Origin of the sequence: Pseudomonas sp. GXZC, from assembly GCF_026967615.1 — a bacterium.
GTDB lineage: Bacteria > Pseudomonadota > Gammaproteobacteria > Pseudomonadales > Pseudomonadaceae > Aquipseudomonas > Aquipseudomonas azotoformans_A.
Genome location: NZ_CP114116.1, coordinates 1 through 20,348 on the forward strand (window position 1 = coordinate 1; position 20,348 = coordinate 20,348).

At 53.3% G+C, this 20,348-nt stretch carries 28 protein-coding genes; 18 read left to right on the top strand and 10 right to left on the bottom strand.

Going from position 1 to position 20,348, the window contains the following annotated elements:
- Window positions 1–137 precede the first annotated feature (137 nt).
- From OZ428_RS33370 to OZ428_RS33380, 3 genes are all read left to right on the top strand, one after another.
- Window positions 138–590 carry an acyltransferase family protein gene (locus OZ428_RS33370; protein WP_269134353.1) on the top strand — a complete coding sequence of 151 codons (453 nt, stop codon included), beginning with the start codon at window positions 138–140 and terminating at the stop codon, window positions 588–590.
- Window positions 590–1,597 (top strand): acyltransferase family protein, encoded by a 1,008-nt coding sequence (locus tag OZ428_RS33375; protein ID WP_269134354.1) that lies wholly within the window; start codon window positions 590–592, stop codon window positions 1,595–1,597. The genes OZ428_RS33370 and OZ428_RS33375 overlap by 1 nt, the downstream gene beginning before the upstream one ends.
- 196 nt (window positions 1,598–1,793) lie before the next feature.
- Complete coding sequence (locus OZ428_RS33380) at window positions 1,794–2,099, top strand: SGNH hydrolase domain-containing protein (protein WP_269134462.1); 306 nt, start codon at window positions 1,794–1,796, stop codon at window positions 2,097–2,099.
- Between the two features lie 479 nt (window positions 2,100–2,578).
- Here the strand turns inward: OZ428_RS33380 and OZ428_RS33385 are convergent, their stop codons facing one another.
- The 4 genes from OZ428_RS33385 to OZ428_RS33400 form a co-directional block, all read right to left on the bottom strand.
- Entirely contained in the window at window positions 2,579–2,893 is a 315-nt protein-coding gene (locus tag OZ428_RS33385; protein WP_269134355.1) for a hypothetical protein, read from the bottom strand.
- A gap of 37 nt (window positions 2,894–2,930) precedes the next feature.
- Entirely contained in the window at window positions 2,931–3,218 is a 288-nt protein-coding gene (locus tag OZ428_RS33390) for a hypothetical protein (protein ID WP_269134356.1), read from the bottom strand.
- A 249-nt stretch (window positions 3,219–3,467) separates the two neighbouring features.
- A complete protein-coding gene (locus tag OZ428_RS33395) occupies window positions 3,468–3,917 on the bottom strand; it encodes a hypothetical protein (RefSeq protein WP_269134357.1) in 450 nt (149 codons plus the stop codon).
- A gap of 128 nt (window positions 3,918–4,045) precedes the next feature.
- Window positions 4,046–4,354 carry a hypothetical protein gene (locus OZ428_RS33400; protein WP_269134326.1) on the bottom strand — a complete coding sequence of 103 codons (309 nt, stop codon included), beginning with the start codon at window positions 4,352–4,354 and terminating at the stop codon, window positions 4,046–4,048.
- 141 nt (window positions 4,355–4,495) lie between these two features.
- Between OZ428_RS33400 and OZ428_RS33405 the strand changes: the two genes are divergently transcribed.
- The gene (locus OZ428_RS33405) at window positions 4,496–5,284 is read left to right on the top strand and encodes a ParB/RepB/Spo0J family partition protein (protein WP_269134327.1); all 789 of its coding nucleotides are present in this window, start codon (window positions 4,496–4,498) and stop codon (window positions 5,282–5,284) included.
- 304 nt (window positions 5,285–5,588) lie between these two features.
- Window positions 5,589–6,479, top strand: coding sequence for an EAL domain-containing protein (locus OZ428_RS33410; RefSeq protein ID WP_269134358.1), 891 nt, complete (start codon window positions 5,589–5,591; stop codon window positions 6,477–6,479).
- Window positions 6,480–6,652: 173 nt separating this feature from the next.
- Here OZ428_RS33410 and OZ428_RS33415 read toward each other — a convergent pair whose 3' ends face one another.
- Window positions 6,653–7,075 carry a hypothetical protein gene (locus OZ428_RS33415; RefSeq protein ID WP_269134329.1) on the bottom strand — a complete coding sequence of 141 codons (423 nt, stop codon included), beginning with the start codon at window positions 7,073–7,075 and terminating at the stop codon, window positions 6,653–6,655.
- 166 nt (window positions 7,076–7,241) lie between these two features.
- On the opposite strand from OZ428_RS33415, the gene OZ428_RS33420 reads away from it, so the two are divergent.
- The 8 genes from OZ428_RS33420 (at window position 7,242) to OZ428_RS33455 (ending at window position 13,008) form a co-directional block, all read left to right on the top strand.
- Window positions 7,242–7,673 (top strand): UvrD-helicase domain-containing protein, encoded by a 432-nt coding sequence (locus OZ428_RS33420; RefSeq protein ID WP_269134359.1) that lies wholly within the window; start codon window positions 7,242–7,244, stop codon window positions 7,671–7,673.
- Window positions 7,670–8,122, top strand: coding sequence for a UvrD-helicase domain-containing protein (locus OZ428_RS33425; protein WP_269134360.1), 453 nt, complete (start codon window positions 7,670–7,672; stop codon window positions 8,120–8,122). Before OZ428_RS33420 ends, OZ428_RS33425 begins: the two co-directional genes overlap by 4 nt.
- A gap of 122 nt (window positions 8,123–8,244) precedes the next feature.
- Window positions 8,245–9,087 (top strand): 3'-5' exonuclease, encoded by an 843-nt coding sequence (locus OZ428_RS33430; protein ID WP_269134361.1) that lies wholly within the window; start codon window positions 8,245–8,247, stop codon window positions 9,085–9,087.
- A gap of 20 nt (window positions 9,088–9,107) precedes the next feature.
- Window positions 9,108–9,455 (top strand): hypothetical protein, encoded by a 348-nt coding sequence (locus OZ428_RS33435; RefSeq protein WP_269134362.1) that lies wholly within the window; start codon window positions 9,108–9,110, stop codon window positions 9,453–9,455.
- A gap of 143 nt (window positions 9,456–9,598) precedes the next feature.
- Window positions 9,599–10,507, top strand: coding sequence for a hypothetical protein (locus OZ428_RS33440; protein ID WP_269134363.1), 909 nt, complete (start codon window positions 9,599–9,601; stop codon window positions 10,505–10,507).
- 186 nt (window positions 10,508–10,693) lie between these two features.
- Window positions 10,694–10,975 carry a helicase HerA domain-containing protein gene (locus tag OZ428_RS33445; protein ID WP_269134364.1) on the top strand — a complete coding sequence of 94 codons (282 nt, stop codon included), beginning with the start codon at window positions 10,694–10,696 and terminating at the stop codon, window positions 10,973–10,975.
- A complete protein-coding gene (locus OZ428_RS33450; protein ID WP_269134365.1) occupies window positions 10,953–12,200 on the top strand; it encodes a DUF5710 domain-containing protein in 1,248 nt (415 codons plus the stop codon). Before OZ428_RS33445 ends, OZ428_RS33450 begins: the two co-directional genes overlap by 23 nt.
- A gap of 52 nt (window positions 12,201–12,252) precedes the next feature.
- Window positions 12,253–13,008, top strand: a complete 756-nt coding sequence (locus tag OZ428_RS33455; protein ID WP_269134366.1) for a hypothetical protein — start codon at window positions 12,253–12,255, stop codon at window positions 13,006–13,008.
- Between the two features lie 145 nt (window positions 13,009–13,153).
- On the opposite strand, the gene OZ428_RS33460 is transcribed toward OZ428_RS33455, so the two are convergent.
- Window positions 13,154–13,960: a DsbC family protein gene (locus OZ428_RS33460; protein WP_269134367.1), complete on the bottom strand. Its 807-nt coding sequence runs from the start codon at window positions 13,958–13,960 to the stop codon at window positions 13,154–13,156.
- Between the two features lie 139 nt (window positions 13,961–14,099).
- Between OZ428_RS33460 and OZ428_RS33465 the strand changes: the two genes are divergently transcribed.
- The 4 genes from OZ428_RS33465 (at window position 14,100) to OZ428_RS33480 (ending at window position 17,133) form a co-directional block, all read left to right on the top strand.
- On the top strand, window positions 14,100–15,164 hold the full coding sequence (locus OZ428_RS33465) for a hypothetical protein (protein WP_269134368.1): 1,065 nt from the start codon (window positions 14,100–14,102) through the stop codon (window positions 15,162–15,164).
- Window positions 15,143–15,910 (top strand): hypothetical protein, encoded by a 768-nt coding sequence (locus tag OZ428_RS33470; protein WP_269134369.1) that lies wholly within the window; start codon window positions 15,143–15,145, stop codon window positions 15,908–15,910. Before OZ428_RS33465 ends, OZ428_RS33470 begins: the two co-directional genes overlap by 22 nt.
- Before the next feature lie 116 nt (window positions 15,911–16,026).
- Entirely contained in the window at window positions 16,027–16,557 is a 531-nt protein-coding gene (locus OZ428_RS33475; protein WP_269134458.1) for a DUF922 domain-containing protein, read from the top strand.
- A 63-nt stretch (window positions 16,558–16,620) separates the two neighbouring features.
- Window positions 16,621–17,133, top strand: coding sequence for a hypothetical protein (locus OZ428_RS33480; RefSeq protein ID WP_269134370.1), 513 nt, complete (start codon window positions 16,621–16,623; stop codon window positions 17,131–17,133).
- Window positions 17,134–17,138: 5 nt separating this feature from the next.
- Here the strand turns inward: OZ428_RS33480 and OZ428_RS33485 are convergent, their stop codons facing one another.
- On the bottom strand, window positions 17,139–17,627 hold the full coding sequence (locus tag OZ428_RS33485) for a hypothetical protein (protein WP_269134371.1): 489 nt from the start codon (window positions 17,625–17,627) through the stop codon (window positions 17,139–17,141).
- The gene (locus tag OZ428_RS33490; RefSeq protein ID WP_269134372.1) at window positions 17,624–18,607 is read right to left on the bottom strand and encodes a hypothetical protein; all 984 of its coding nucleotides are present in this window, start codon (window positions 18,605–18,607) and stop codon (window positions 17,624–17,626) included. The genes OZ428_RS33485 and OZ428_RS33490 overlap by 4 nt, the downstream gene beginning before the upstream one ends.
- A 183-nt stretch (window positions 18,608–18,790) precedes the next feature.
- Between OZ428_RS33490 and OZ428_RS33495 the strand changes: the two genes are divergently transcribed.
- Window positions 18,791–19,066: an HU family DNA-binding protein gene (locus tag OZ428_RS33495; RefSeq protein WP_269134340.1), complete on the top strand. Its 276-nt coding sequence runs from the start codon at window positions 18,791–18,793 to the stop codon at window positions 19,064–19,066.
- 144 nt (window positions 19,067–19,210) lie between these two features.
- On the opposite strand, the gene OZ428_RS33500 is transcribed toward OZ428_RS33495, so the two are convergent.
- Window positions 19,211–19,771: a YcbK family protein gene (locus OZ428_RS33500; protein WP_269134341.1), complete on the bottom strand. Its 561-nt coding sequence runs from the start codon at window positions 19,769–19,771 to the stop codon at window positions 19,211–19,213.
- Between the two features lie 22 nt (window positions 19,772–19,793).
- Complete coding sequence (locus OZ428_RS33505; RefSeq protein ID WP_269134342.1) at window positions 19,794–20,264, bottom strand: hypothetical protein; 471 nt, start codon at window positions 20,262–20,264, stop codon at window positions 19,794–19,796.
- Window positions 20,265–20,348: the final 84 nt, after the last annotated feature.

A 20,348-nucleotide genomic window follows, 5' to 3' on the forward strand; every position in this document is an offset into this window, starting at 1 on the left:
GCGATAGTCAAGATCTTTGGATTGCGTTAGATGAGTTCCCGACAGCCGAAAACAGAGCATGGGATCGCAATCATTTCAGAACAAGTGGCGCATTCAAAGCCTAACCAATTGAAAAGTTAAGTTATCAAGGAAAAATCATGCTGTTTCGTAACAACATAAACGCGTTGCGAGCTTTAGCCGTTATCGCCGTTGTCCTGTTTCACTTCAAAATCGACGGGTTCAACGGTGGGTTTACTGGAGTTGATGTCTTTTTCGTCATATCCGGATTCTTGATGACCGGAATTATTTTTAGCGGTCTGCGAGATGGAAACTTTTCGTTGTTTGCTTTTTATGCTTCCAGGGCACGCAGGATCATTCCAGCGTTGGCTGTGATGTGCGCTGCGCTTATGGTGTTCGGCTTCGTGTACTTGTCCCTGGATGACTATCGCGAGCTTCTGCGGACGGTGAAAAGCAGCTTGTTTTTCATGTCGAACGTCACGTTTGCCAAAGGCGGTAGCTACTTTGACGCGCCTTTGCATGAGAACTGGTTACTTCACACCTGGTCGTTGTCAGTCAGTGGCAATTTTACCTCCTGTATCCAGTCATCCTGATGGGACTGTTCAAGTACTTTGGCGATCGCGGTACTCGACATGCGCTGGTTGCCCTCGGGGCATGTTCGTTGATCGCTTCTGTTGCCGTCACTTCTACACATCCAGTGTTTTCGTTTTACATGCTTCCAACCAGGGCTTGGGAAATGATCGCTGGTGGGCTGGTGTTTCTCTTTCCGATGGGGCTTTCTCGCGGCGTTAGAGCAGCTTTTGAGGTGCTCGGCCTGGCGCTCGTAGGGACAGGCGTGTATCTCTTTTCAGAGCAGGATTTTTGGCCAGGCTACTTGGCTGTGGTCCCGGTGCTCGGTACAGCGCTGGTGATCTATGCGAACACGAATTCCATATTCAGTAGCAATAGAGTCCTGCAGTTCGCTGGTAAAATTTCCTACTCGGTTTACCTTTGGCACTGGCCGATCGTCGTCTTCCTTTACACCTGTGGACTGTTGGGCAGCACTGTTCACGCGGCCTGGGCGATTCTCATGTCCTTTGCACTTGGCGCGCTGTCTTATTACGCGGTCGAGGCTCGGGCAAAGAAAATCACAAGGACCTCGACCGCAATCTTCAAATACGGCGGCGCCGGTCTGGCCGTGGTGGTGTTGGCTGCAATCACTGCTTCGGTGGTCAAAGACCATCCTCAACTACGATTTGCATTTGCCGACCAGGGCCAGCCGGCCTACACCAGCAAGCTCTATACGCAGGAGTGCTACCCGAATGACTTCGGCGCAGCTGATTGCAAGCTGGGTTCGGGAAAGGTCGCAGTGATCTTGTTTGGTGACAGCCATGCCCAGTCCACTGCTGCAGCCGTCCAGCTGGAAAACAAAGACGCCGCGCTATCGTGGGCGCGCGGAGGTTGCCCGACCTTGCTCAACTTCCAGATGCAAGATAAAGATCTGGACAGCAAGTGCCAGGGATTCAATCGACTTAAGGTGGCGGCCCTCAAGGTCATACCCGGGTGTCCCGGTCGTCCTGTTCAGTCGAGCAGCGCTGTACTCGGACCACAGTCGAGATAACGGCTTCCGCGTGTTCTTCAATGGCGATAAGTCGCAAGATTCAGAGGCCTTCGCCAAAGACTTTACTGCTGAGTACGCGTCTGCGCGATCGCCGAGCAGCACCCGGTGTACATTGTCAGGCCGATTCCTGAAATGCCTTTCAGCGTTTACAATCAACCTGCAGTCGCGGATCCTTGGTAGCAGTTCAGACATCACAGTGCCTCTTGAGAGTCATCAGAAGCGCACCCGCCTAGCAAATGCGGCGATTGATACCGCAGCAGCGCAGTGCCATGCGAAGATCATAGATCCTGCGCCATACCTTTGTCCGAACGGGCACTGTCTGGGCTCAAAAATGGAGTGCCTCTTTACTTCGACGATAACCACCTGGTTGATTCTGGTAATGAACAATTACGTGGACTGTTCAAATCGGTGTTCGACCCAACATAAATTGTTTATGTGGGCTCTCCCACCATTATTTGCCGGCACCTCGGAGTTGACCAGGTGCTGGCTTGCTGGAGCATAAGAGAGAAAATATGGTAAGGCACGTCATTCATTTATTTTTCTTCAGCAATATTTTTGCAGGTCTTATCATTCTGGGCTCATATTTTGTTGAGTTTAATCTTAATATCTGGATTCGGCTTGGTATCTACGGCGTTGTTGTTATGGTTCTTTTCGTGCTGGCTTTGATGACAAGCTTTTATGAATATTTCAAGCCGCGTCCTTTGTCGCAATTTAATGGAATTGAATCTGATTTCAAGTTTTACTCTCGGTTGAGCTGAACTACTTAAAAAGGGTACAGTGAGTCGTTCCGAGCTTCTTCGCTACCATGCAGAATATCGGAATGAAATAAGTGTTGAGAGGGCGCGTAGAGGTTCGCCGACTAATGGATGCGTAGATTTTTAAAAATATCGTGGAAGTCTTGGTGAGATTAACGCAGTAACACTCAGTGGCGGATCAGACGAGACAAACTCGCTGTTGCGATGAAAGTCTTCGATTTAAGAATTAGCCACCAAGGGCAATTTGATCCACCAGTTCAATCAGCTTGACAGGATCTTCAGCTTGATTCGTTTCAATTGAGCGCAGTGTTATCTCTTCGCTGCGAAGTGCCTCACGCAGCCGTTTCAGCTTTGACCGCAAGCTGGCCTGTTCCATTCCAGCAGGTACGTAGCTATGGGAAAGCCAGGCCACTGCTGCAGTCGCATCGGGCAAAAGCATCTCGATATCGGTCAGACCTTCTGACTGCCATTGCCACTGGTATAGCCCGAACCCGGTGGCTAGCAATGCATCGCGAGTGATGTTTGCGCCGCCCAGGTTCATTTGAAGTGAGACAAGTAATTCCGTCCGTAGAGCTCTTTCAAGTGGAAGAAGCCTTGAGTCTGTAGATCAGGGCGCGCGTGTTCTTGGTCGCAGAATTCAGCGTATCGAGATTTCCGTATAGCGCCATGTAATTGGCGATACAGCCGAGCTCCGGTGCCTCCTGGCCTGCATGCTCAATTGCGAAGTCGACCAATGCATAGCCGCATTCTGGTACGCCTTCGGCGATAAATGTCAGAGCGACTGTCCACAGTGCTTCCGGCCCCGATCGAGCGAAGATTTTCTGAGCAAGTGTCAGACTGTTAATCGGTCTAGACAGGCTTGCCACAAATTCTCGTTGTGCGAGCTCTCGTGATTTGCGGTAGAGGCATTTGCAAGGCGTTTTTTGCCACCCAGGCGGGCTCAGTGATGGGCTTCCAGGTTCGCAAAGCGCGTGGGTCAGGACTCAGCCGGCAAGGCCGCCATATCTCATCATAGAAATATCTTCCAACCATGTCGGTGCGAGATAGCTCACCACCCGCAGTAGGGTGGGGTATCACAATGTACGATGGACTCCAGTGGGGAGAATAAGCTGTAGTCATCGCCCGGGTGCCGGTTGTGTCAATGCGCCTGCATCACGATCATGGTTGACATGCGTTGCAGCTGTCTGTGTGAGGCTGCTAATTGTGTCGACCAGGCTGGACAGCAGGGTCGAGTTAGCCCCCTCAGATACCCGAAGGATCGATGAAAGGTCCAGTTTGCTGAGTGTTGAGAGGAACGCGCCTGAGTTTTGAGTGGTTGTGAAGGTGTCAGCTGCTTTTTTTGCGAACTCAACGGCCAGCATCGCAGGCGCAAGACCAGGTACAGCCATTCCCGCCAATTTTGGGCCAAACTCAACAAGGGCTCTGCCGGCAAGATCGTTGATGATGTCGGCCTTCCCCAGCAATTTTCCCATTTCCATGGGGTTTGTCCCCATGCTGATGCCTTTAGAAAGAGTGCCGGTGCCGGGAATGAAGTTTTCCCCGCGCGTCAGGGCTTGTCCGAGCATTGGCATAGCTCGACTGGCCAGGGCGTTTTCAGCCAGTCCGAACACTTCCTTTGCCGCAAGGTGGCGCAAAACCTGTGGGCCCAGGAGACGAATGCCCTGGCCGGCAATCAGAGGAGTAGTGGCAGCATTTAGTACCCCTTCGTCACTGGTTGTAATTGATAGCCCGAGGCGCTCTGTTGCGATGCGGCGTTTCGGTTCGGGCACACTGGCATGCCGCCGCTTGCAGTGGGTTGAGTCTTATAGACCCTGTTCATTTGTGTGCTTGGATTGAAGCTGGGCGAGGTATAGGTCGTTTTGACGGGCGCCAGGATGTTGGACGGTGTGTTGCCGGCAACACTTGAGCTGAGCGAATCGAAAAGGCCGGTAACGTTCCAGTCAGCAGCAATAGCTGGCTGAGCGAATAGCACGGCCAGCACAAGAAAACAGTTTCTGTTCATTGTCTCTCCATCCAGCAAATGTTTTGTTACCGAGATTATAATGGTAAAATTACTCCAGTTCCTAATTGAGGTTCAAGGATGCCTACAAGTCAAGTAGAAGGCCTACCTCACGGCGTGTCTTGGCGTACGCCTGGTCTCAAGATGCTCAGGCCGGATCAACTGGTGCCTGGTCGTTTCCAGCCGCGGTCGCATTTCAATCAAAAAGCTTTATTGGAGCTGGCACAGAGTTTTTTGGAAAACGATCTGGGAATCATTGAGCCCATCGTCGTTCGGCCAAAGGCAGGGGACGTTGAGTTGTATGAAATTGTCGCCGGTGAGCGCCGGTGGCGAGCGGGATCGCTGGTGAAATTAGAGCTCTTGCCGTGCTTGGTGCGTAACTTTACCGATCTTCAGGCTTTGCAGGCTGGACTTGTTGAGAACGATCAACGTGAAGATCTCAACAGTTTGGAGCGGGCACGTGGTTACCAAATGGCGATCGACGAGTTTGAGCTGACTCATGAGGCGCTGGGCCAAATGTTGGGGGCCAGCCGGGTGGTGATTACCAACCACTTGCGCTTATTCACGTTGCCTCTTGCAGTTCAAGAGTTGCTCGAAGATGGCCAGCTCAGCGAATCGAAAGTCCGCTGCCTGTACGGACTCAACACGGCCGCCGCAGTTCGTATTGCGCGCGTGGCAGCTGAGCAGCGTCTCGGGTACAGGCAGATTGAATTGCTGGCTCGCGCCGAAAAAAAACCGGCCAAGCTATCAGCTACGCCCGCTCGTGACGATCCTGATGAGCGGCGTTGGCTCGATGTCATGTCGCAACGGCTCGGCCATGAAGCGACGCTGGAAAAAGCAACCAAGGGGAAAGGCGGTTATTTGCGGATCAGGTACACCACGATGGACGACCTGAGCTCGATAACCAAAAAGCTGCTGAAGGGCCATGATTGAAGAGGCGTCGAGATGAACAGTTTGGTGTCGTTGGGGCCGACCTCCTATTCAATGCCAGGTGGTGGAGGGCGTTGCGGTTTGCTCGACTTTGTTGCGAAGGCGCCAGTTACCAATAATGGGTGGAGCGTTGTCCATTTGGACATTGCCAACTTTAGACTCCTCAACAAGCTGCTCGGGCATGAGAGCGGCGACAAAATCCTCAGGTGATTGGCGCTGCCCTTTGTGAGGACGGTAGCGACATCATTGGTTTCACGTCGCCGGCGACGCGTGGGTAGGGGTTTCTGAGCGAAGAGATCCTTACCTGGTGGAACAGCAAATAAACCAACTGCGCAAGACGGTGCGCGCGCGGGTGACGGAGGCGGTCGGCAAACCTATTCGAATCGATGCGGCAGTTGGCCTGGCTTCTTGCCCTGATCTTTCTCATGCAGTTGCTCGGGCCGAAAGTGCCTGTCGGCAGGCCAAATCTTCGGGACGTGGATTGATTGCCGTGGACTCTGTCAAGGACGATTGGGAGTCCACCGATTTGATTGATCGGTTCATTCTCGGTGGTGACCTTGAAACCATCGTTGAGCTTTATCGCCAGCGAATCCAGTACCTGGATGGGAAGCATCACTTCGAAATCTTGTCCCGTATCGGTGGTGAGTCGGTTGGAACCGCGATGGTGATGATCGAGCAGCTCGGGCTGGTTCAGGAATACGACCTGATGCTACTTCGTATGGCGTTGAAAGCCATTCCAGAGTGTGCCCCGGTTCACACCGTCAACTTCTCAAGCCTTACGGCGTGTGATTCGGGAGCAATGCTTGAGGCGATCTCCATTCTGAGAGGTCGGAGCAACATTGCTATTGAGATCACCGAAACCGCAGAGATTCAAAATCTTGCCTTAGTGAAGCAGACGGTCGACATGTTGGCTTCTGCCGGCGTGGCTGTATACCTGGATGATTTCGGTGAGGGCGCGGCGTCCCTCGGCATGATTGATCTGCCTTGGAAAGCGGTGAAGCTGAGCCGGAGTATTTGTGGTGAGGGTGCCCCGCGGGATGTGCTGGAGGCGGTGATCAAGTTGGCCAAGAATCGTGGCATGGTGGTTATCGCCGAGTGTATTGAAACGAAAAACCACATGGACTATCTCACCTCATGCGGTGTCGATGCATTCCAGGGCTATTACATTCATAGGCCCGAGGCGTTCAAGTTCGGGTGATTCCAGCCGACCATTTGTATCGTAGGGTGCTTCGCTTGATGCGACGCCGATGTTGTCTGTGTGTTCTACTCACGCAAATTGTTTTGCTGTTTCTCCAGGTAATAAAAAAGGCCGCGGACGCTTAGATAGTTCCGGGGCCTTTTCTTTGCGGGTTTGAACTTGCCGCGGGCCCTTCAGTGGCGAACGCTACCCTCCAATCCGGCTGCGGATTTGAGTTTGAAAATCTCCCGCAGCGCCGGGGCAATCCCATTCGACATATGCAGGTCTTCGCCGGTGATGCCCAGGGACTCATTGATATAGGCCATCGCAAGGGCGTATTGCGCGTACAGCCGGCGATAGTTTGGTTCTTCTGTGACCGATGTGATCGCGCCACGACAGGGCTGGCCCGGACGCGGCATCGGTTTGATTTCTGCACTGATGGCCACCAGCTGTTCAATGAGGAAGTCCAGGGATTGAATGCCGATCAATTTAGCGCGCCGTCCATTCAAGTGAATGTACAGGGATCCATCACTGACCTCGATCTGATCGTCTGTGCCGACGGCTTCAGGGTAAGCGCAGGGCGCATCAATGGGGTAAAACCTGGTGGTAGGCGTCATGAATACGTTCCTTGTTGGGGTTTATATAGGGTCGCTATATGAAGCAGCCGCTGGCCTGCTGGCGACCAAAAGCAGGCAGCGCCTCAAGCATGGTATGCTCATAAATCAAATCGTGCTATAATTTAATATGACATATACAAAAATACATCAACAAGGAGAGAGCATCGTGAGCGACCTACGCCAAGAATACCCCTGGCTGGATGGTTTTTCTGACGAGCAGGTGAAGGCCGCCACGCATGCCAGTCGACACGGCCTAGTTTCAGCGGCGCCTGGTTCAGGGAAAACGAAAATGGCGATCGGGTATTGCGGTTACCTGTTGTCAAACAAGGTGAAGCCCGATGAAGTGTTGGGGCTCGCTTTTAACGTGGACGCAATTAAAGAGATCAATGCCCGGCTTGCTTCATTGCCGATGGTTAATGCCAGCAAGCTGAAATTCCGCACTATCCATTCCTTTTGCAAGGAGGTGCTCCAGGTTGCGGAAGAAGAAGGTCTGCTGCCTGTCCGTCAGCTGCTCGGTGAGCCTGAAGCGGCTACCCTTGCGCGCCGTGCCTGGCGGGGCCAACTGGCAACAGTGGAGTTTACGACGTCGATGAGTTGAAAGTCGGGCTGTTGCGCCAGGGCTTGACGATGATGAAGGCTGGCCTGGTCCGGCTGGAACAGATCGATAATCACGAGGACTTGCTGGAATACGCAGAAGATGATGAAGAAGTGGCCATGGCCATTCTTGAGCATGAGCGCATTCGCAAAGAGGAAGGCCTCAGGACGTTTGATGACCTGATTTATGACCTTGCTTGCTTGTTCCGTGACTCCCCAGATGCCGCAAAATGGGCGGGTAACGAGTTTGAGCACATCATTGTCGACGAGTACCAGGATGTTGATGATGCTCAGCAAGAGGTGATTATTGCCCTACTGGGGACGCGCGGTAACTTGATGGTCGTGGGAGACGAGGACCAGTGCATCTACGGGTGGCGTGGCGCGAACCTGTCCTACATGATGAGTGGGCTCGAAGAGCGCTTAGGCAAGAAAATGTCACCCGCTATCAGCTGAGTGAAACCTTCCGTTACGGTCATGAGGTCGCGGTGGCGGCCAATAGTTTGATTCGCAACAATGAGGACCGACCGCAAAAGCTTTGCATCTCCAACACCGGCACCCCAAGGACCTCCGTGCAAATGCGTATGGCGTCAACCAAGACCGGCGATCGTTACTGGCCCCACGCAATCATGCAGGACCTCAGGGAGTGGAAGGAGTCCGGGCGCAAAATGCGAGAGGCGGCTGTGCTGGTTCGCACCTATGAGTTGGCAGCGCCGCTGGAAATGCATCTGATTCGTGAAGGCGTGCCCTATCTGATTGAAAGCCGCGGCATCATGGGCATGCCAGAGGTGAAGGCCATTAATGCGTACGCCGTGATGAGCGATGCAGAGCTGTTCCGTGAGTGTGGAGCGGAAGGCCGGCAGGAAATGCTTGCTTCTGTCCTCAGTTCGCCGGGGATCTTCTTGACGCGGCCACTTATCAAAAAGCTGTCCGGTAGCCTGGCAAAAATGGAACTGGCCGACATTCCGAAAATGATTCGGTCGTTGACTGAAAACGATGGCATCAAGCCAGGGCAATTGAGCGGACTGCGGCGCCGTGCGGACGTGCTTGAACGTTTGGCCGAGCCTGGTACGGCCATGTCCGAGTTGGCCGGAATCATCTGGAAGCAGTTGGACTGGCGGTCAGACGTTCAACGGCGCATTGCAAATCCATTGAAGCAGGCTGATCGTCTGAATGTGATCAACTTGATGTCCCGGGAGGTGTCCCGCTACGAAAACGCAGGAGCCATGCTGGACGCATTCTCCGAGCGAATGGACCAACAGGACCAGCCAGAGGTGATGCGCGACCCCCTCCTAATTACCTCGGTGCACAAGTCAAAGGGGCTGGAATTTCCGCTTGTGATCGTCCCGGGTATGATTGAAGGGCAATTCCCCACTTCATGCCGGACCGTCCAGTCGATATGGAGTCCGAGCGACGCTTAGCCTATGTGGCGTATACCCGGGTGAAAGAAAAATTGATCCTGGTCGCGCCGAATGATCTCGCGCTGGCAAATCGTTGGAAGATCCCGGTCAACCCCAAAGAGTCTCGTACGCCTGAGGAGTCGGCAAACATCACCAGCCGCTTCCTTACGGAGATGGACCCTGCAGCGATACGGGCGGCGAGAACGTGGTTCTACGGGGACGGCAATCATCCGATGGTGGACTCCTTGTCTGAATATGTTGTGAAGGTTGGAGCGACAGGCGCATCAACCCAGGACCTGCCGCCACTGACCGCGGATCTGACCATTGCCGAATTGGTGGAGTTGGCGGCAGAGCCTGAACCGGCACCCGAATATGAATTTCAGTTTTGATAGCTTGAGGATCCTCCATTGAGTACGCCAGAAGAAACCCAGGCGCAAACCGGAGCAACGGCTCTTACCGAACTGTTCCGCAAGCACGCCAAAATTGAAACTGCTCAGGAGCAACTGTCGGGGTAATCGGTAAGCGACACAGCTTGGCCGACAGTATCGCTACTGCGGCGCAGCAACTGGCTGTGATCCAGGCGGAGATTGCTCGCTTGGAGTCTGAAGACTCAACTCTTTCTGCCGAGCAGGCGGAAATTGAGGTCTGGTTGAGCGCGAATGCTCCTGGTGACGGCGTGTCGCTTGATGACCAGGTACTTAATTTTGTTGAGTCGCTTGCGCTGACGGTTGCGGTTCCCGATGTTGGAAAGTCGACCAGCCGCGGTCGATTTGATGCGATCGAATCTGAACTACAGCGTTCAGGGTGGGCAGACGATGGCATGGGACTGATTGTACGAAATTTTTCGGCGGTCGAGAGCAGTCCTCCTGCAGGGTACGTCTACGTGCAATTCAAGGCCAATGAGGCCGGGCCGATTTTGACGGAGGCGGGTGAGCAGACGCTGGTTGTCGGTATCGCAATGGCCACCGGTGTAAATGAATACGACCTGCGCACCGACCTGCGCCGCAAGGTGTTGGATGACTTAAATGGTTCGGTGGTGGAGATCGTGTCCAAACTGAATGCCAAGGCGGATGAGCTTATACACGCAGCTCTCGATGTCACCGAGAGCAGAGCTGATACGCGTGATCTGCGCAGCCCGTCGGATGACCTTCGTGGCGTTTTTGAGGATGCCAAATGCGATAGTCACTTTGTGGCGCCTGCCCTAATTCCAGCGGGTGCGGATGGGCATGAAGTAATCACAGGCCATCTTGACGACATGCCCGGGTTTGATGACGTCGGCATTGTGGCGAATGAAATAGATGAGGTGCAGGGTTTTGGCGGTCCCGAGCTCATCCCCGAAGCTGTATACGAAGAAATTCCTGGCTTTGCTGATGATGTGGTCTCGCTGCCAGCTCCAATGGTCCAGGAGTCAGAATCGACAGAGTATCAGTTCAATTTCTAATTGGTGTTAGGGTCGCGACGTTGTTTGCTTTAGAGATTTCGATAGTATAAAGTCTTCATCGTGTATTTTGCATTTGTTGTAAGGCATATGACGTTCCCCTTCCGTTACCTGTGCCTGGTCAGCAATATCGAAGTACACCCTTGAGCCTGCCCTTCGGCGGGCATTTTTTTAACCAAGGGGTGACCGATGAGAGTTTCCTGGGGTCTCGATGCCGCGGCTTTGAAAGCGCAAAAACAGGTTGAGGTTTGCCTCGACACAAGTCAGGCCATTAACGGACACGTTTTGCTGGTCGGAATGAGTGGAGCTGGTAAAACCTTCCAACTTCGCAAGATGATCCGGCAGATGACCGACTCTGCCGCCGCGGCCAATGAACCGCTCCCGCGCTTCCACGTTTTCGATGTGCATGGGGACATTGATATCCCCGATGCTTCCCTGGTGCTGTTTAGTGAGCAGACCCAGTGGGGATGAATCCCTTCGGGTTAATCCGGATCCGGATTACGGTGGTGTGCGCAAGCGTGTTCAGGGTTTCATCAAGACCGTCAATCGTGTGATGCGTGCATTGGCCCCTAAGCAGGAAGCTGCGCTGCGCAATATTTTGCACGACGTGTACGCCAAGCACGGTTTCAACCAGTACGAGCCATCCACTTGGTTGGTTGACGATTCCGTGGGCCAGCTGATGTCGGAAGGCGGGGATAACCGGTTTTACATCGACGTTCCGATCGACGAAAAAGACGATGCCAAGGCCTTAGGGGCTCGCTGGGATGGCAACCTAAAAAGTTGGTTTATTCCATCGGGCGAATACCAGGGCGCGATTACACGCTGGTCTCCCAAAATGACTGATCGATCACACCCCTCGATCAGTGATGTTTTGCGGATGGCTCGTAACGTCCTTCAACAGTTGTTCCTCGGCACTGGGATGACTGCTATTACCAACCTTGAGTTGTCCAACAAAGCAGCCGCTGCGTACCAGCGGAAACTGCTGGAGGCGTTGCGCCGGGGTGAGAAAGCTTTCGAAGATGAAAAGCTGCAGGCCGACCTGGAGAAAGCCAAAGCCAAAGCGATTGAGGCCTACACTGCGTACGCTAATTCGATCGTCACCGGGCGCGAGCTCGAAAGCGTCATGAAGTACGACAGCACCGAGGTGCTTAAGTCCGTGGTTGATCGCTTGGAAAATCTTGACGGCATTGGCATCTTCAAAGCCACTCCGCCGCCGTTTGATCCTGACGCCAGGGTGTGGCGCTACAACATCAAGCCCCTCTCGATGGATGAGCGAAAGCTTTTCGTATTGTTCAGGTTAGAGGAGCTCTTTCTCCAGGCCGTCCAGCGCGGCGAGCAGAAGAGCATCTTAGATGTGTTGATGCTGGACGAGGCGCACATCTATGCCGATGACGACGAAGACAACATCATAAACACCATCGCCAAAGAGGCGAGGAAGTTCGGTATTGCGATGATTTGCGCCAGTCAGTCCCTCACGCACTTCCCCGATGATTTTATCGCCTCCGTGGCCACCAAAGTGGTACTGGGCATTGACGAGATGTTCTGGCGCAGCTCAGCGACCAAGATGCGATTGACGGAAGATGCACTTAAGTGGATTCGGCCTAAAAGGTCGATGCTCGTTCAGTTAAAAACGCATGGCGAAACGCGCAATGACTGGAAGTGGGTGGTCATCCCTCCAAACAGCGTTGGCTCTTAGAGGCTTAAATATCATTTAATGCTATTAAACTTTTATTTCCGAGATAACCCCGATGAGCGAACTCGATTTTGCTTCTATCTTGCGAACCAATGAGCTTATTGGTTCGATTACACAATATGCCTCAGCGGTTCACAGTGATATGAATGTCACTTGGTATGAGAAGATGTTAGAGGCGTTTGAAACAGAATTGTTTGATCGAGGATATAGGTTTTGCCATAAAAGTGCAGATGACGAGTTATACAAAGTTCATCTCAAGATCGCGACGAAAATGGAATTAGGTGAACTTGTCATGCTTGCTCGTGCACGACATGTCTCGCCAACTCAGTCAGTTTCGGAAATCCGCGAGCGTATTTCCAGGCTCAGGCCTGACGGTGATGCAATTCTCTGGGTCGACGGTATTTTAGCTGCACTCGAACGGAAAGGTCTCTATCTGGCTCATTCAGATAATTTGCCTCCATTTTTACGGCCTTCAGTTGAGCCAGTTCGAGCCGCCCCCCAAATCCACAGCAATGAAGGTGGAAGACGGTCCACTTGGAGAGTATGGGCCTCTTTAACGGTTATCTCGATATTGCTCGGCGGGTTGGCGGTTAAAGCACCATCCATTATCGAAAAGTTCAAGGCTCGCGACTTTTCTTTTAGTGAGTTGGGCATTGACTCATATCCCAACCTTGAAGAATTTCCGAAAATAGAAATGGCTTCACCCGGAGCGCACCAATATCCAACAGCAATGCGCGATTGGTGCAGTGGCGATGAGGTGTTTTGCGCATCTATAAGTACAGGCAACCTCACTGAGGCGTTGAGGGTATGATTTCAGCGATCCCCAATAGTAACGCTAAGCAATTCAAGGTGCGTCTTGCGGTATTGCCAGTCGATGACTACGAAGATAGCAATTAGATATGTTATTTTGTAATTAAGTCCAATGGCTGATGCGCAGCCATTGGATTATATATCGATCACTTATCTTGAGTATTTTCTTTAAGATTTGAAGCGCTTTTAAGCACCTTGGATACAAGATCAGTGGAACTACCAGATTGGGAGCGGCCGTCACTGAAAAGAATGTGCGGAGTGCCTTGGAGCTGTGTCTGTCGGCCGACGTCCTGGTAGCGATCAAGAACAGGTTCACCACACTCCTGCCTTTCTAGCTTCTTACCTGCCATTGCCTCGTCCAGCAGTGACTTTCTGTCGCCGGCGGAGCACCAAATGTTGCTCATGGTGTCCCAGGCGGATCCCTGCCGGCCGCTGCGAACGTACGGCAGATATCGAACCTCAATACCTGCTTTATTCAGGTCGGGGATTTCTTTGTGAAGCTTGCGGCAGTAAGCACAATCAACGTCTGTCATGACGTAGATGAAAGCCTTGGCTGACTGGTTTGGCGAGTAGGCAACGTAGTCGTCTTTGCTGATGGTTTTGAGCAAGGACTGGTTAGCCGCTTCCAGGGAGAATTGCGTCAGGTCGACTATGGATTCGTTGGATACCTCATAAAGGCGGCCAACCATGATTGTTTTGTCGCCAGGTCGGCTATAGACCAAGTTGCCGCTGTCCAGGCGCACTTCGCACAATGACAGCGCATTGGCCGAAGCGACTGCCTGAATGCTCGCCGGTTGCCCAGTCGATTTGCCCAGGGCGGCAGTCAGCCATTTGTAATCGGCTGGAGTACCGCAGTTCAAACCCGGATCCGGATTGTCGTTCGCCACTGCGCAGTTTGTGACGCCGGTGAGTGCGCAAGCGAGCATCAACATAGTGGTGTTTTTCTTGACCAAGGAGCCTCCTCAGATTGCATTCTGCAATCAGTCAATTGATTTGCTAAAGCGTATATGGAAATATAACATTCATATAGTTTGTGTCGCAATGGTTCAGCATCGGGCTGGATCAGCTCAGTCAAATCACCGGAGCAAGGTTATGGAATCGAAAAGCGGGTCTGCATATCGGCGTCTGGCCATGACGCTGATTGCGCTGCAGCTGGCCGGCTGCGCTGCCCCAGGTCAGCTTCCGTCTGGCTTTGGTGGTGTTTTCTCGAAAACTGAGCATGCCTATAAAGGGCAGATGAGTGCGCAAGATCAGGCTTCATCTCGTGCCGCGCGTTCGATTTTCACAAGCACCTCCACGGGCGTCATCGGGTATGCGCAGCCCGAGTATCAACGCCGTCTTGCCCGGTTCCACTCTGCTCGGGATGTGATCAAGGCCACCGGCAACCAATACTCACAGGAACAGTTTGTGGAATTTTCGTCCGCGCTGACGGACTTGCTTTCGTATGTGGATCAAATTGAAGCAGGTGTCAGCACCAGGAAAACCGCCGTAAGTCAGCAACGGATCCAGGCGAGCTACCAAATTCAGCCAGGGCAAACAGTTACCCTGAACTTCAACGGTTACTGCATGAAAGCCGGTCCTGATCGTCCATACCTGGGGGAGGGGATGCAATTGATCGGGGTAAACGACGTCTGGTCGCCGGCCTACGCCGGCGTGTATCGCAAGGTGATGCAGCAAGGCCGGCTGGGAGAACCGACTCCTACCCGTGTCTACCGAGGTGACCAGGCTGACAAGCAAGTAGCACTCTGGGCTCTGCAGGGGTTGAATGACGGTGAACTGAATCCGAAGGTGGCCAGCTCGATGACTGCGAAGCAGCGTCAGGTACTTTACAGCGCCGGGCTTTCACCTGTTGAGCTCGAAGCCAAAATTCAGTCAGCCAACTATTTGAATACGTCCCAGCCGGCCCTGACAGGTCTGTTGAGCGGACAGGGCCTTAATGGCTTGATTAGTGGCGCCGTCAAATCTGCCGGTTTGGGGTCTGGCTTTGGAAATGGTGAAGTCGCAAAGGCTGCACGCAGCCTCCAGCAATTCGTCGATATCCCCAAACTTCTCACGAGTCCTCAGGTACTCAGCGATCCGGCAGCCCTCGCGGTGGGCTCAGCAACTGGGCTGGTGCGCCATCGGAACGGACCCTTGTGGAAAACGCTGATGCGTTGAGCCAATACAGCTTGCTTGCACCTGGAGTTGCCGCCCAGACGATATCGAGTGGCCAGTTGTCTGGGCAGTTCAAAGTGACAAACCATTCCAGCTCAGCATTTAATCTGCGTCCCGCGGAATACATCGCGAATGCCAGGTCCGACACCCAGCCAGTGGGGCTCGCTAACTGGGCTCTGTCCGACACCGCTCCTGCTGCACGAGTCGAGCACACCGGCTCAGATGACGCGATCAAAAATGCGCTGAAGGGCGATCTTGAAAAATTGGCGATGGATAAGTCATTTGCCGCTTTCACTAATCCCAACCCGGCCTTCATGGCGTTCGCAAAAAGTGTGTTCAAGTCGAAACTCACTCAGGACCTGGTCACCTCCCTGCCGGTCGTTGGCAACATCGTTAGCATGGGCATGCTGCTAAGCGGCAAGAATCTTGATGGGTCTGAAATGAACAATTACGACTACGCGTCAGCTGCGATCGGTATGGTTCCGGTGGTGGGGAATGTGGCTAAGGCGCTCGGTGGAAGCGCGAAAATTGCTGCGCAAGAAATTGCTCATTTGGGCACTCGTTTCCCGGCGGGCTCCCTGGATGCTATTGATCTCGGGTTGAACGTAATTGGCTCAAATACCGCTGAAGCCGTCTCTGACGGCACGCCTGGCTGGTTATCTCGGGAGTTTGATGCGGTCGCCGGCAAAGCCATTTCCTATTTGCCAAAGACGTCACAGGCAGTTGCTGCACGCGGTTCGATTCTGTGAGGTCATGCACCAGAAAAAGAGGCCTGCTTGCAGGCCTTTTTTTACTCGCTGCTCCTGCAGGGGGGTGGGCAGATGATGTCGTGTTGATTGATCGGGGGACTGTGCCGACGTCCCAGGTGCAGGTCGGCGATCGCGGAGAGCTCACGATCAAGCAGTCATTCAAAACATACCCCGTTTCAGGGAGCTCGTGGCAGGAGGTGATGCGATCACTGTCCACCTCCCCACTTGATGTGAAAGGTGAAACAGCCTACGGCATCACCAATTCAACTTGGGACTGGCGATATGACGTGGTGAGTGACGAATCCAGTTGCTGGCCATCCCATTTTTCGCTGACGGTTGAGGTCGTTGTCATTGTGCCGGAATTGGTGGGGGCGAGCCTGAGAGAAGGGGAGATGAACCTCTGGCGCCAGTACGCCAATGGTGTGGCAACTCACGAGCGGATTCACGCCCAGGACGCGCTTGATCTGAGCATGAGGGTAGTCAACAAGGTCGTAGCTTTGCCTCCTTTGAGAAGTTGTAGCGAGGTGGAGAGCGAGATCAGGACCATCTACCAGGACGAAAGAGTCTGGTACGAACAGCGTGCTGCTTTTGTCGATTCACAAGCGCTTGGGTTTCCGCGAGATTTCCGCTTTATTCGGACTGACTGAAAGGGCTTTTAGCGTTAAACTCACAATGACGTATATCCGAAGATAAACTATCAGGTAATAAATATGCGGCTTATAAAATCAACGTTTGCACTGGTCGCGTTCGTGCTTTCGACTCCGGTGCTGGCCTTTGCTGCCCCTCTTGATTGGCAGTGGAACGACCCGGCGTCAGTTGGTTTCTATTCGGGGAGTATTGGCCTGAGTGGTGGTGCCGGCGCGAGCGCTTTCTCGCGCTACGACGCAGGCTCGACTCCCAACATGACCAATGACACGGTTTCCACGCCGCCCGTTCTCTTGATGGCCGGTGGGGTTGATGTTGATTTCTCAATCAGCAACACGGGCGTCGCCATCGCTAAAAAAGCGTGTACGCCGCCGGCGGTCCTGGAGGTGTACGCGACCCCTGTTACAGTCTGTGATAGCGGGACTGCAAGCAATATTCAGGGTTTCAATGTGACCGCGACAAACACAGCAACAACTTTTACGCCTCAACTCTGGATCTATGTTGCTGGTACTGGGTGGAAGCAAGTGGCAGTCAACAATGCGTGTGGCCGACTGGAAGTGAAGCAGCTCTGCAAATAATAGGTTCAGCAGGCCTCAGGGGTCAGGGTGTCATCAGGTTGTGGCGTCATGACCAGAACCTGGCCTGAGTTGTAAGCGACAATTTCCTTCGAGCCGTCCTGGTATTCGACAATAAGTCCGTCGAAATCTCTTTCCTCAAGCGCCACTTGGATTTCCCTGCCAAACCCCGCGTCTGTAGCCATGGCTGACTGCAAAAGGCTTTCTGCCGTGCTCCAAGAGAACAGCTGGCGGACCAGGTCCACGGCGGGCGAATCGAGATCGACATCGTGTTCGAAGGTTGCTCGATAGTAGTAAGGGGCGTGAAGGGTGACCTGAGTGGCCAGGACCACCCCCTCCTCGCCGGCATACTGTTGCGCGGCAAAATCATCAGCCAGGTATATCCCCGAACCAAATGTCCCGCGAAGTGAGGGCTTAAGCGCGCTGTGGTGTTGTTTCGCGCCGTGGAAAGCCTGTAGCACTACGGAGTTGCTCGATTCGCAGATGCGTTTCCTCATGGCTCAAAGCTGTCAAGGGTGTAACCAGGCTCCGCACTTTCATAAGGCAGGTTCACCAAGTCCGCGGTGGATAGGGGGGCAACTGGGAAAACTCCCCAATCCATTGCGTGAGCAATCTCTGTGTGAGGAATGAGTGGACTGACTACAGCATGACCGGAGACGCCGAGGATGCCATCGATTCGAATTCCGTCACCGGTCACGATGATTGTGGAGTGAATGAGTGGCTCTCCATAGGCGGATTCGATGTCCTCAACGGACATGTCGACCTTCGTTGTGCGCGAGTCAGGGCTGGCTATCATGTCCCGCAGTACAGAAATTTCGTGCAACAAAACGCTCGTCAACGGGATTACTGTCGCGACGGTATCCGGAGCTGATTCAGGCGGCAGTTTGGTTTTGAACGGAACATAAAGTTGAACGGGTTTTAGGTCTGAGCGGTGGTTCAAGGTGATGCCCTCCCCGGAGAAGTCCATTGCTGAACCTTCAATATAAAAACTGTGCGCCGGTGACTCGTCCCAGCTCACCTCCTCAATGGTGACCCCGTGATGCTGCTCGTGAGTCATTCGCCGGGTTAGCAAGCGGTGTAGGTCGATTGTGCACTCGGCTTTGAGGGCGGCCTCTTGTGGTGACGTCGCCCAAATGCCTGATGTGGCCACGCGAGCCGTGGTGTAAAGGTTGACTCGATATTCCCTCAACTCTTGAGGTGTTTCCTGCAGAAGGGCGTGTTCGTAGCCTGCGCGTAACGGAGTGATCACGCCGGCTTGGCCGTCCATTTCCTCGAAACGAATAATTTCGCCGGTGTCGCCCATGTGGCCTGCGACCAGGTTATCCACCACGGTGGTAATCACCCCACCCCGAAATTCAATCGCGCGTGCCTGGGCCACATTCAGGGCTGTTGTGAGGTTGGTAAATGTATCGGCGGTGGGATCATTGAGCTCTTTGCCCGGGTTGATGCTCAACAAGCATTTGACTGAGAAGGTCATAGGGTTCTCTCGCGAGAGTGCAATAGTAAACAGATGCGAATTATAAGACATAAAATGACATCAAGTCTCACCCGGGCTTGTAATTATAATAATCGTTAGAAATAATCGAGTATTGATTTATTTTGCAATTGCGTCAGAATAAATTTATCAATTCATAATTGTTTTCTCACACAGGGCGTTTTTATGACCAAATCGGATATTGTCGACGTCGTTGCAGCATCGACGAAACTGTCCAAAGCGGATGCTGGGCGCGCGCTCGCGTCAGTTCTGGAGTCGATCTCAGAGGCGTTGAAGCGCGGTGAAAGCGTGTCGATCATTGGCTTTGGTACTTTTTCCGTTAAGCATCGTGCCGCGCGAATCGGGCGCAACCCGCAAAACGGCCAGGCCATGGATATCCAGGCGAGCCGCAATCCGAGCTTCAAGCCAGGGAAAAGTCTGCAGGAAGCTGTGAATGCGTAAATAACTGTGCAGACAGGCGAAGCCCCTCATGAGCGAGGGGCTTTTTTTTGGGCTGGAGTAATTGGTGGTGAAAACGAGGGATTAAGAAGCGTAACTTGCCGTCGACAATAATTGTTTGGCATGGATTCGCATAGTTATGCGGGCCTAGCTTGACCAGCTCCGCACGGAACCTTTGTCGACGTGAATGAATCCGCGTTTTGCGTAGAGGCCCACGCCACCCAGTCCGAGCATTTTCCCCATGTTGGCCAGCAGCACGGGGGACACGCCAGGCATATAGATGTCGGAGGCGCGTCCATAAAGGTGCATCGAGTTCTTGGCAGCACCTTCCAGCGTGGAATTGTGGTGCGCTGTCCGATACCCGGAAAGGACGTGAATATCGTGTTTCTGGCCATAGGTTGCCAGCCACATCTGCATAATGAAGAGGGTGTCGAGCAATCCGGTGTCCATGTTGACCGCGGCGCTGTACTTCACATCGCGCAGAAGCCAGCACGCTTGGCGGTAACCATCTACATTCCAGCCCCCTCGCTGCGTCCAATAACAAAGTGTGGCTTTTTCTTTGCTGTCCGGACGGATGAGGCTCAAGTTACGGTCGCGATTCAGCGCCTGGGCGCGCCAGTCAGGACCGGCAGCGCTCCCGATCTCTGGAAAGGCCAATGCCGCTGATGCACCCAATGAGAACTGGATAAAGTTTCTTCGAGTCAGCACGACTGACCTCCGTTGGCTGCGTTCAGAATTCGATTGGTGGTTCCGAGGACTTTTCGGTGATAGCCCAAAAAGCCAACTCCAGGGCAGAAACTTGCGCCCCGGTTTCTTGATAGATTTTTTTAGGGTCGATGTTCAGTCGGCAGGCTAGACCGCTCACAAAAGGCGCGTCGGTCGGCTTGATGTCGATGCCGTCGATGTTCATCTGGCGGTATTGGCTGGCCGCCGAGAATGCCGGCTGAATGACGCCCCTGAGCATTCCGAGCTCGGGTCTGGAGGAGATCCAATCAACTGAGGCTAAACCCAGGTGGTAGAGGGTTTCACTGAGCGTCTCAAAGGTGTCTGTTTTAAGTTGCTCGATAGGACATGAATGGGTCAGCGGTGGGGCGACTGCTCCTGCGCCGGGCGTTATCTTCTTCTGCAGTTCCTGCAGGCACGTTTTGTACGCTCTGATACTGGACTGGAGTGCGTCATGAATATCGGGGTGCTTTTTCATAAACCGCACACTGGGGTCGTTGATAAAATTTAGAAATAGGCTGCTTGCAAGGCTAATGACTTGCTAGAGCAATTACAATAGAAT

Excerpts from the sequence above, each read along its gene's own strand:
- OZ428_RS33370 (WP_269134353.1), top strand. The coding sequence starts at position 138 with ATGCTGTTTCGTAACAACATAAACGCGTTGCGAGCTTTAGCCGTTATC.
- OZ428_RS33375 (WP_269134354.1), top strand. The coding sequence starts at position 590 with ATGGGACTGTTCAAGTACTTTGGCGATCGCGGTACTCGACATGCGCTG.
- OZ428_RS33385 (WP_269134355.1), bottom strand. The coding sequence starts at position 2,893 with ATGAACCTGGGCGGCGCAAACATCACTCGCGATGCATTGCTAGCCACC.
- OZ428_RS33395 (WP_269134357.1), bottom strand. The coding sequence starts at position 3,917 with ATGCTCGGACAAGCCCTGACGCGCGGGGAAAACTTCATTCCCGGCACC.
- OZ428_RS33400 (WP_269134326.1), bottom strand. The coding sequence starts at position 4,354 with ATGAACAGAAACTGTTTTCTTGTGCTGGCCGTGCTATTCGCTCAGCCA.
- OZ428_RS33405 (WP_269134327.1), top strand. The coding sequence starts at position 4,496 with ATGCTCAGGCCGGATCAACTGGTGCCTGGTCGTTTCCAGCCGCGGTCG.
- OZ428_RS33415 (WP_269134329.1), bottom strand. The coding sequence starts at position 7,075 with ATGACGCCTACCACCAGGTTTTACCCCATTGATGCGCCCTGCGCTTAC.
- OZ428_RS33430 (WP_269134361.1), top strand. The coding sequence starts at position 8,245 with ATGCGTATGGCGTCAACCAAGACCGGCGATCGTTACTGGCCCCACGCA.
- OZ428_RS33445 (WP_269134364.1), top strand. The coding sequence starts at position 10,694 with ATGAGAGTTTCCTGGGGTCTCGATGCCGCGGCTTTGAAAGCGCAAAAA.
- OZ428_RS33455 (WP_269134366.1), top strand. The coding sequence starts at position 12,253 with ATGAGCGAACTCGATTTTGCTTCTATCTTGCGAACCAATGAGCTTATT.
- OZ428_RS33465 (WP_269134368.1), top strand. The coding sequence starts at position 14,100 with ATGGAATCGAAAAGCGGGTCTGCATATCGGCGTCTGGCCATGACGCTG.
- OZ428_RS33480 (WP_269134370.1), top strand. The coding sequence starts at position 16,621 with ATGCGGCTTATAAAATCAACGTTTGCACTGGTCGCGTTCGTGCTTTCG.
- OZ428_RS33485 (WP_269134371.1), bottom strand. The coding sequence starts at position 17,627 with ATGAGGAAACGCATCTGCGAATCGAGCAACTCCGTAGTGCTACAGGCT.
- OZ428_RS33490 (WP_269134372.1), bottom strand. The coding sequence starts at position 18,607 with ATGACCTTCTCAGTCAAATGCTTGTTGAGCATCAACCCGGGCAAAGAG.
- OZ428_RS33495 (WP_269134340.1), top strand. The coding sequence starts at position 18,791 with ATGACCAAATCGGATATTGTCGACGTCGTTGCAGCATCGACGAAACTG.
- OZ428_RS33505 (WP_269134342.1), bottom strand. The coding sequence starts at position 20,264 with ATGAAAAAGCACCCCGATATTCATGACGCACTCCAGTCCAGTATCAGA.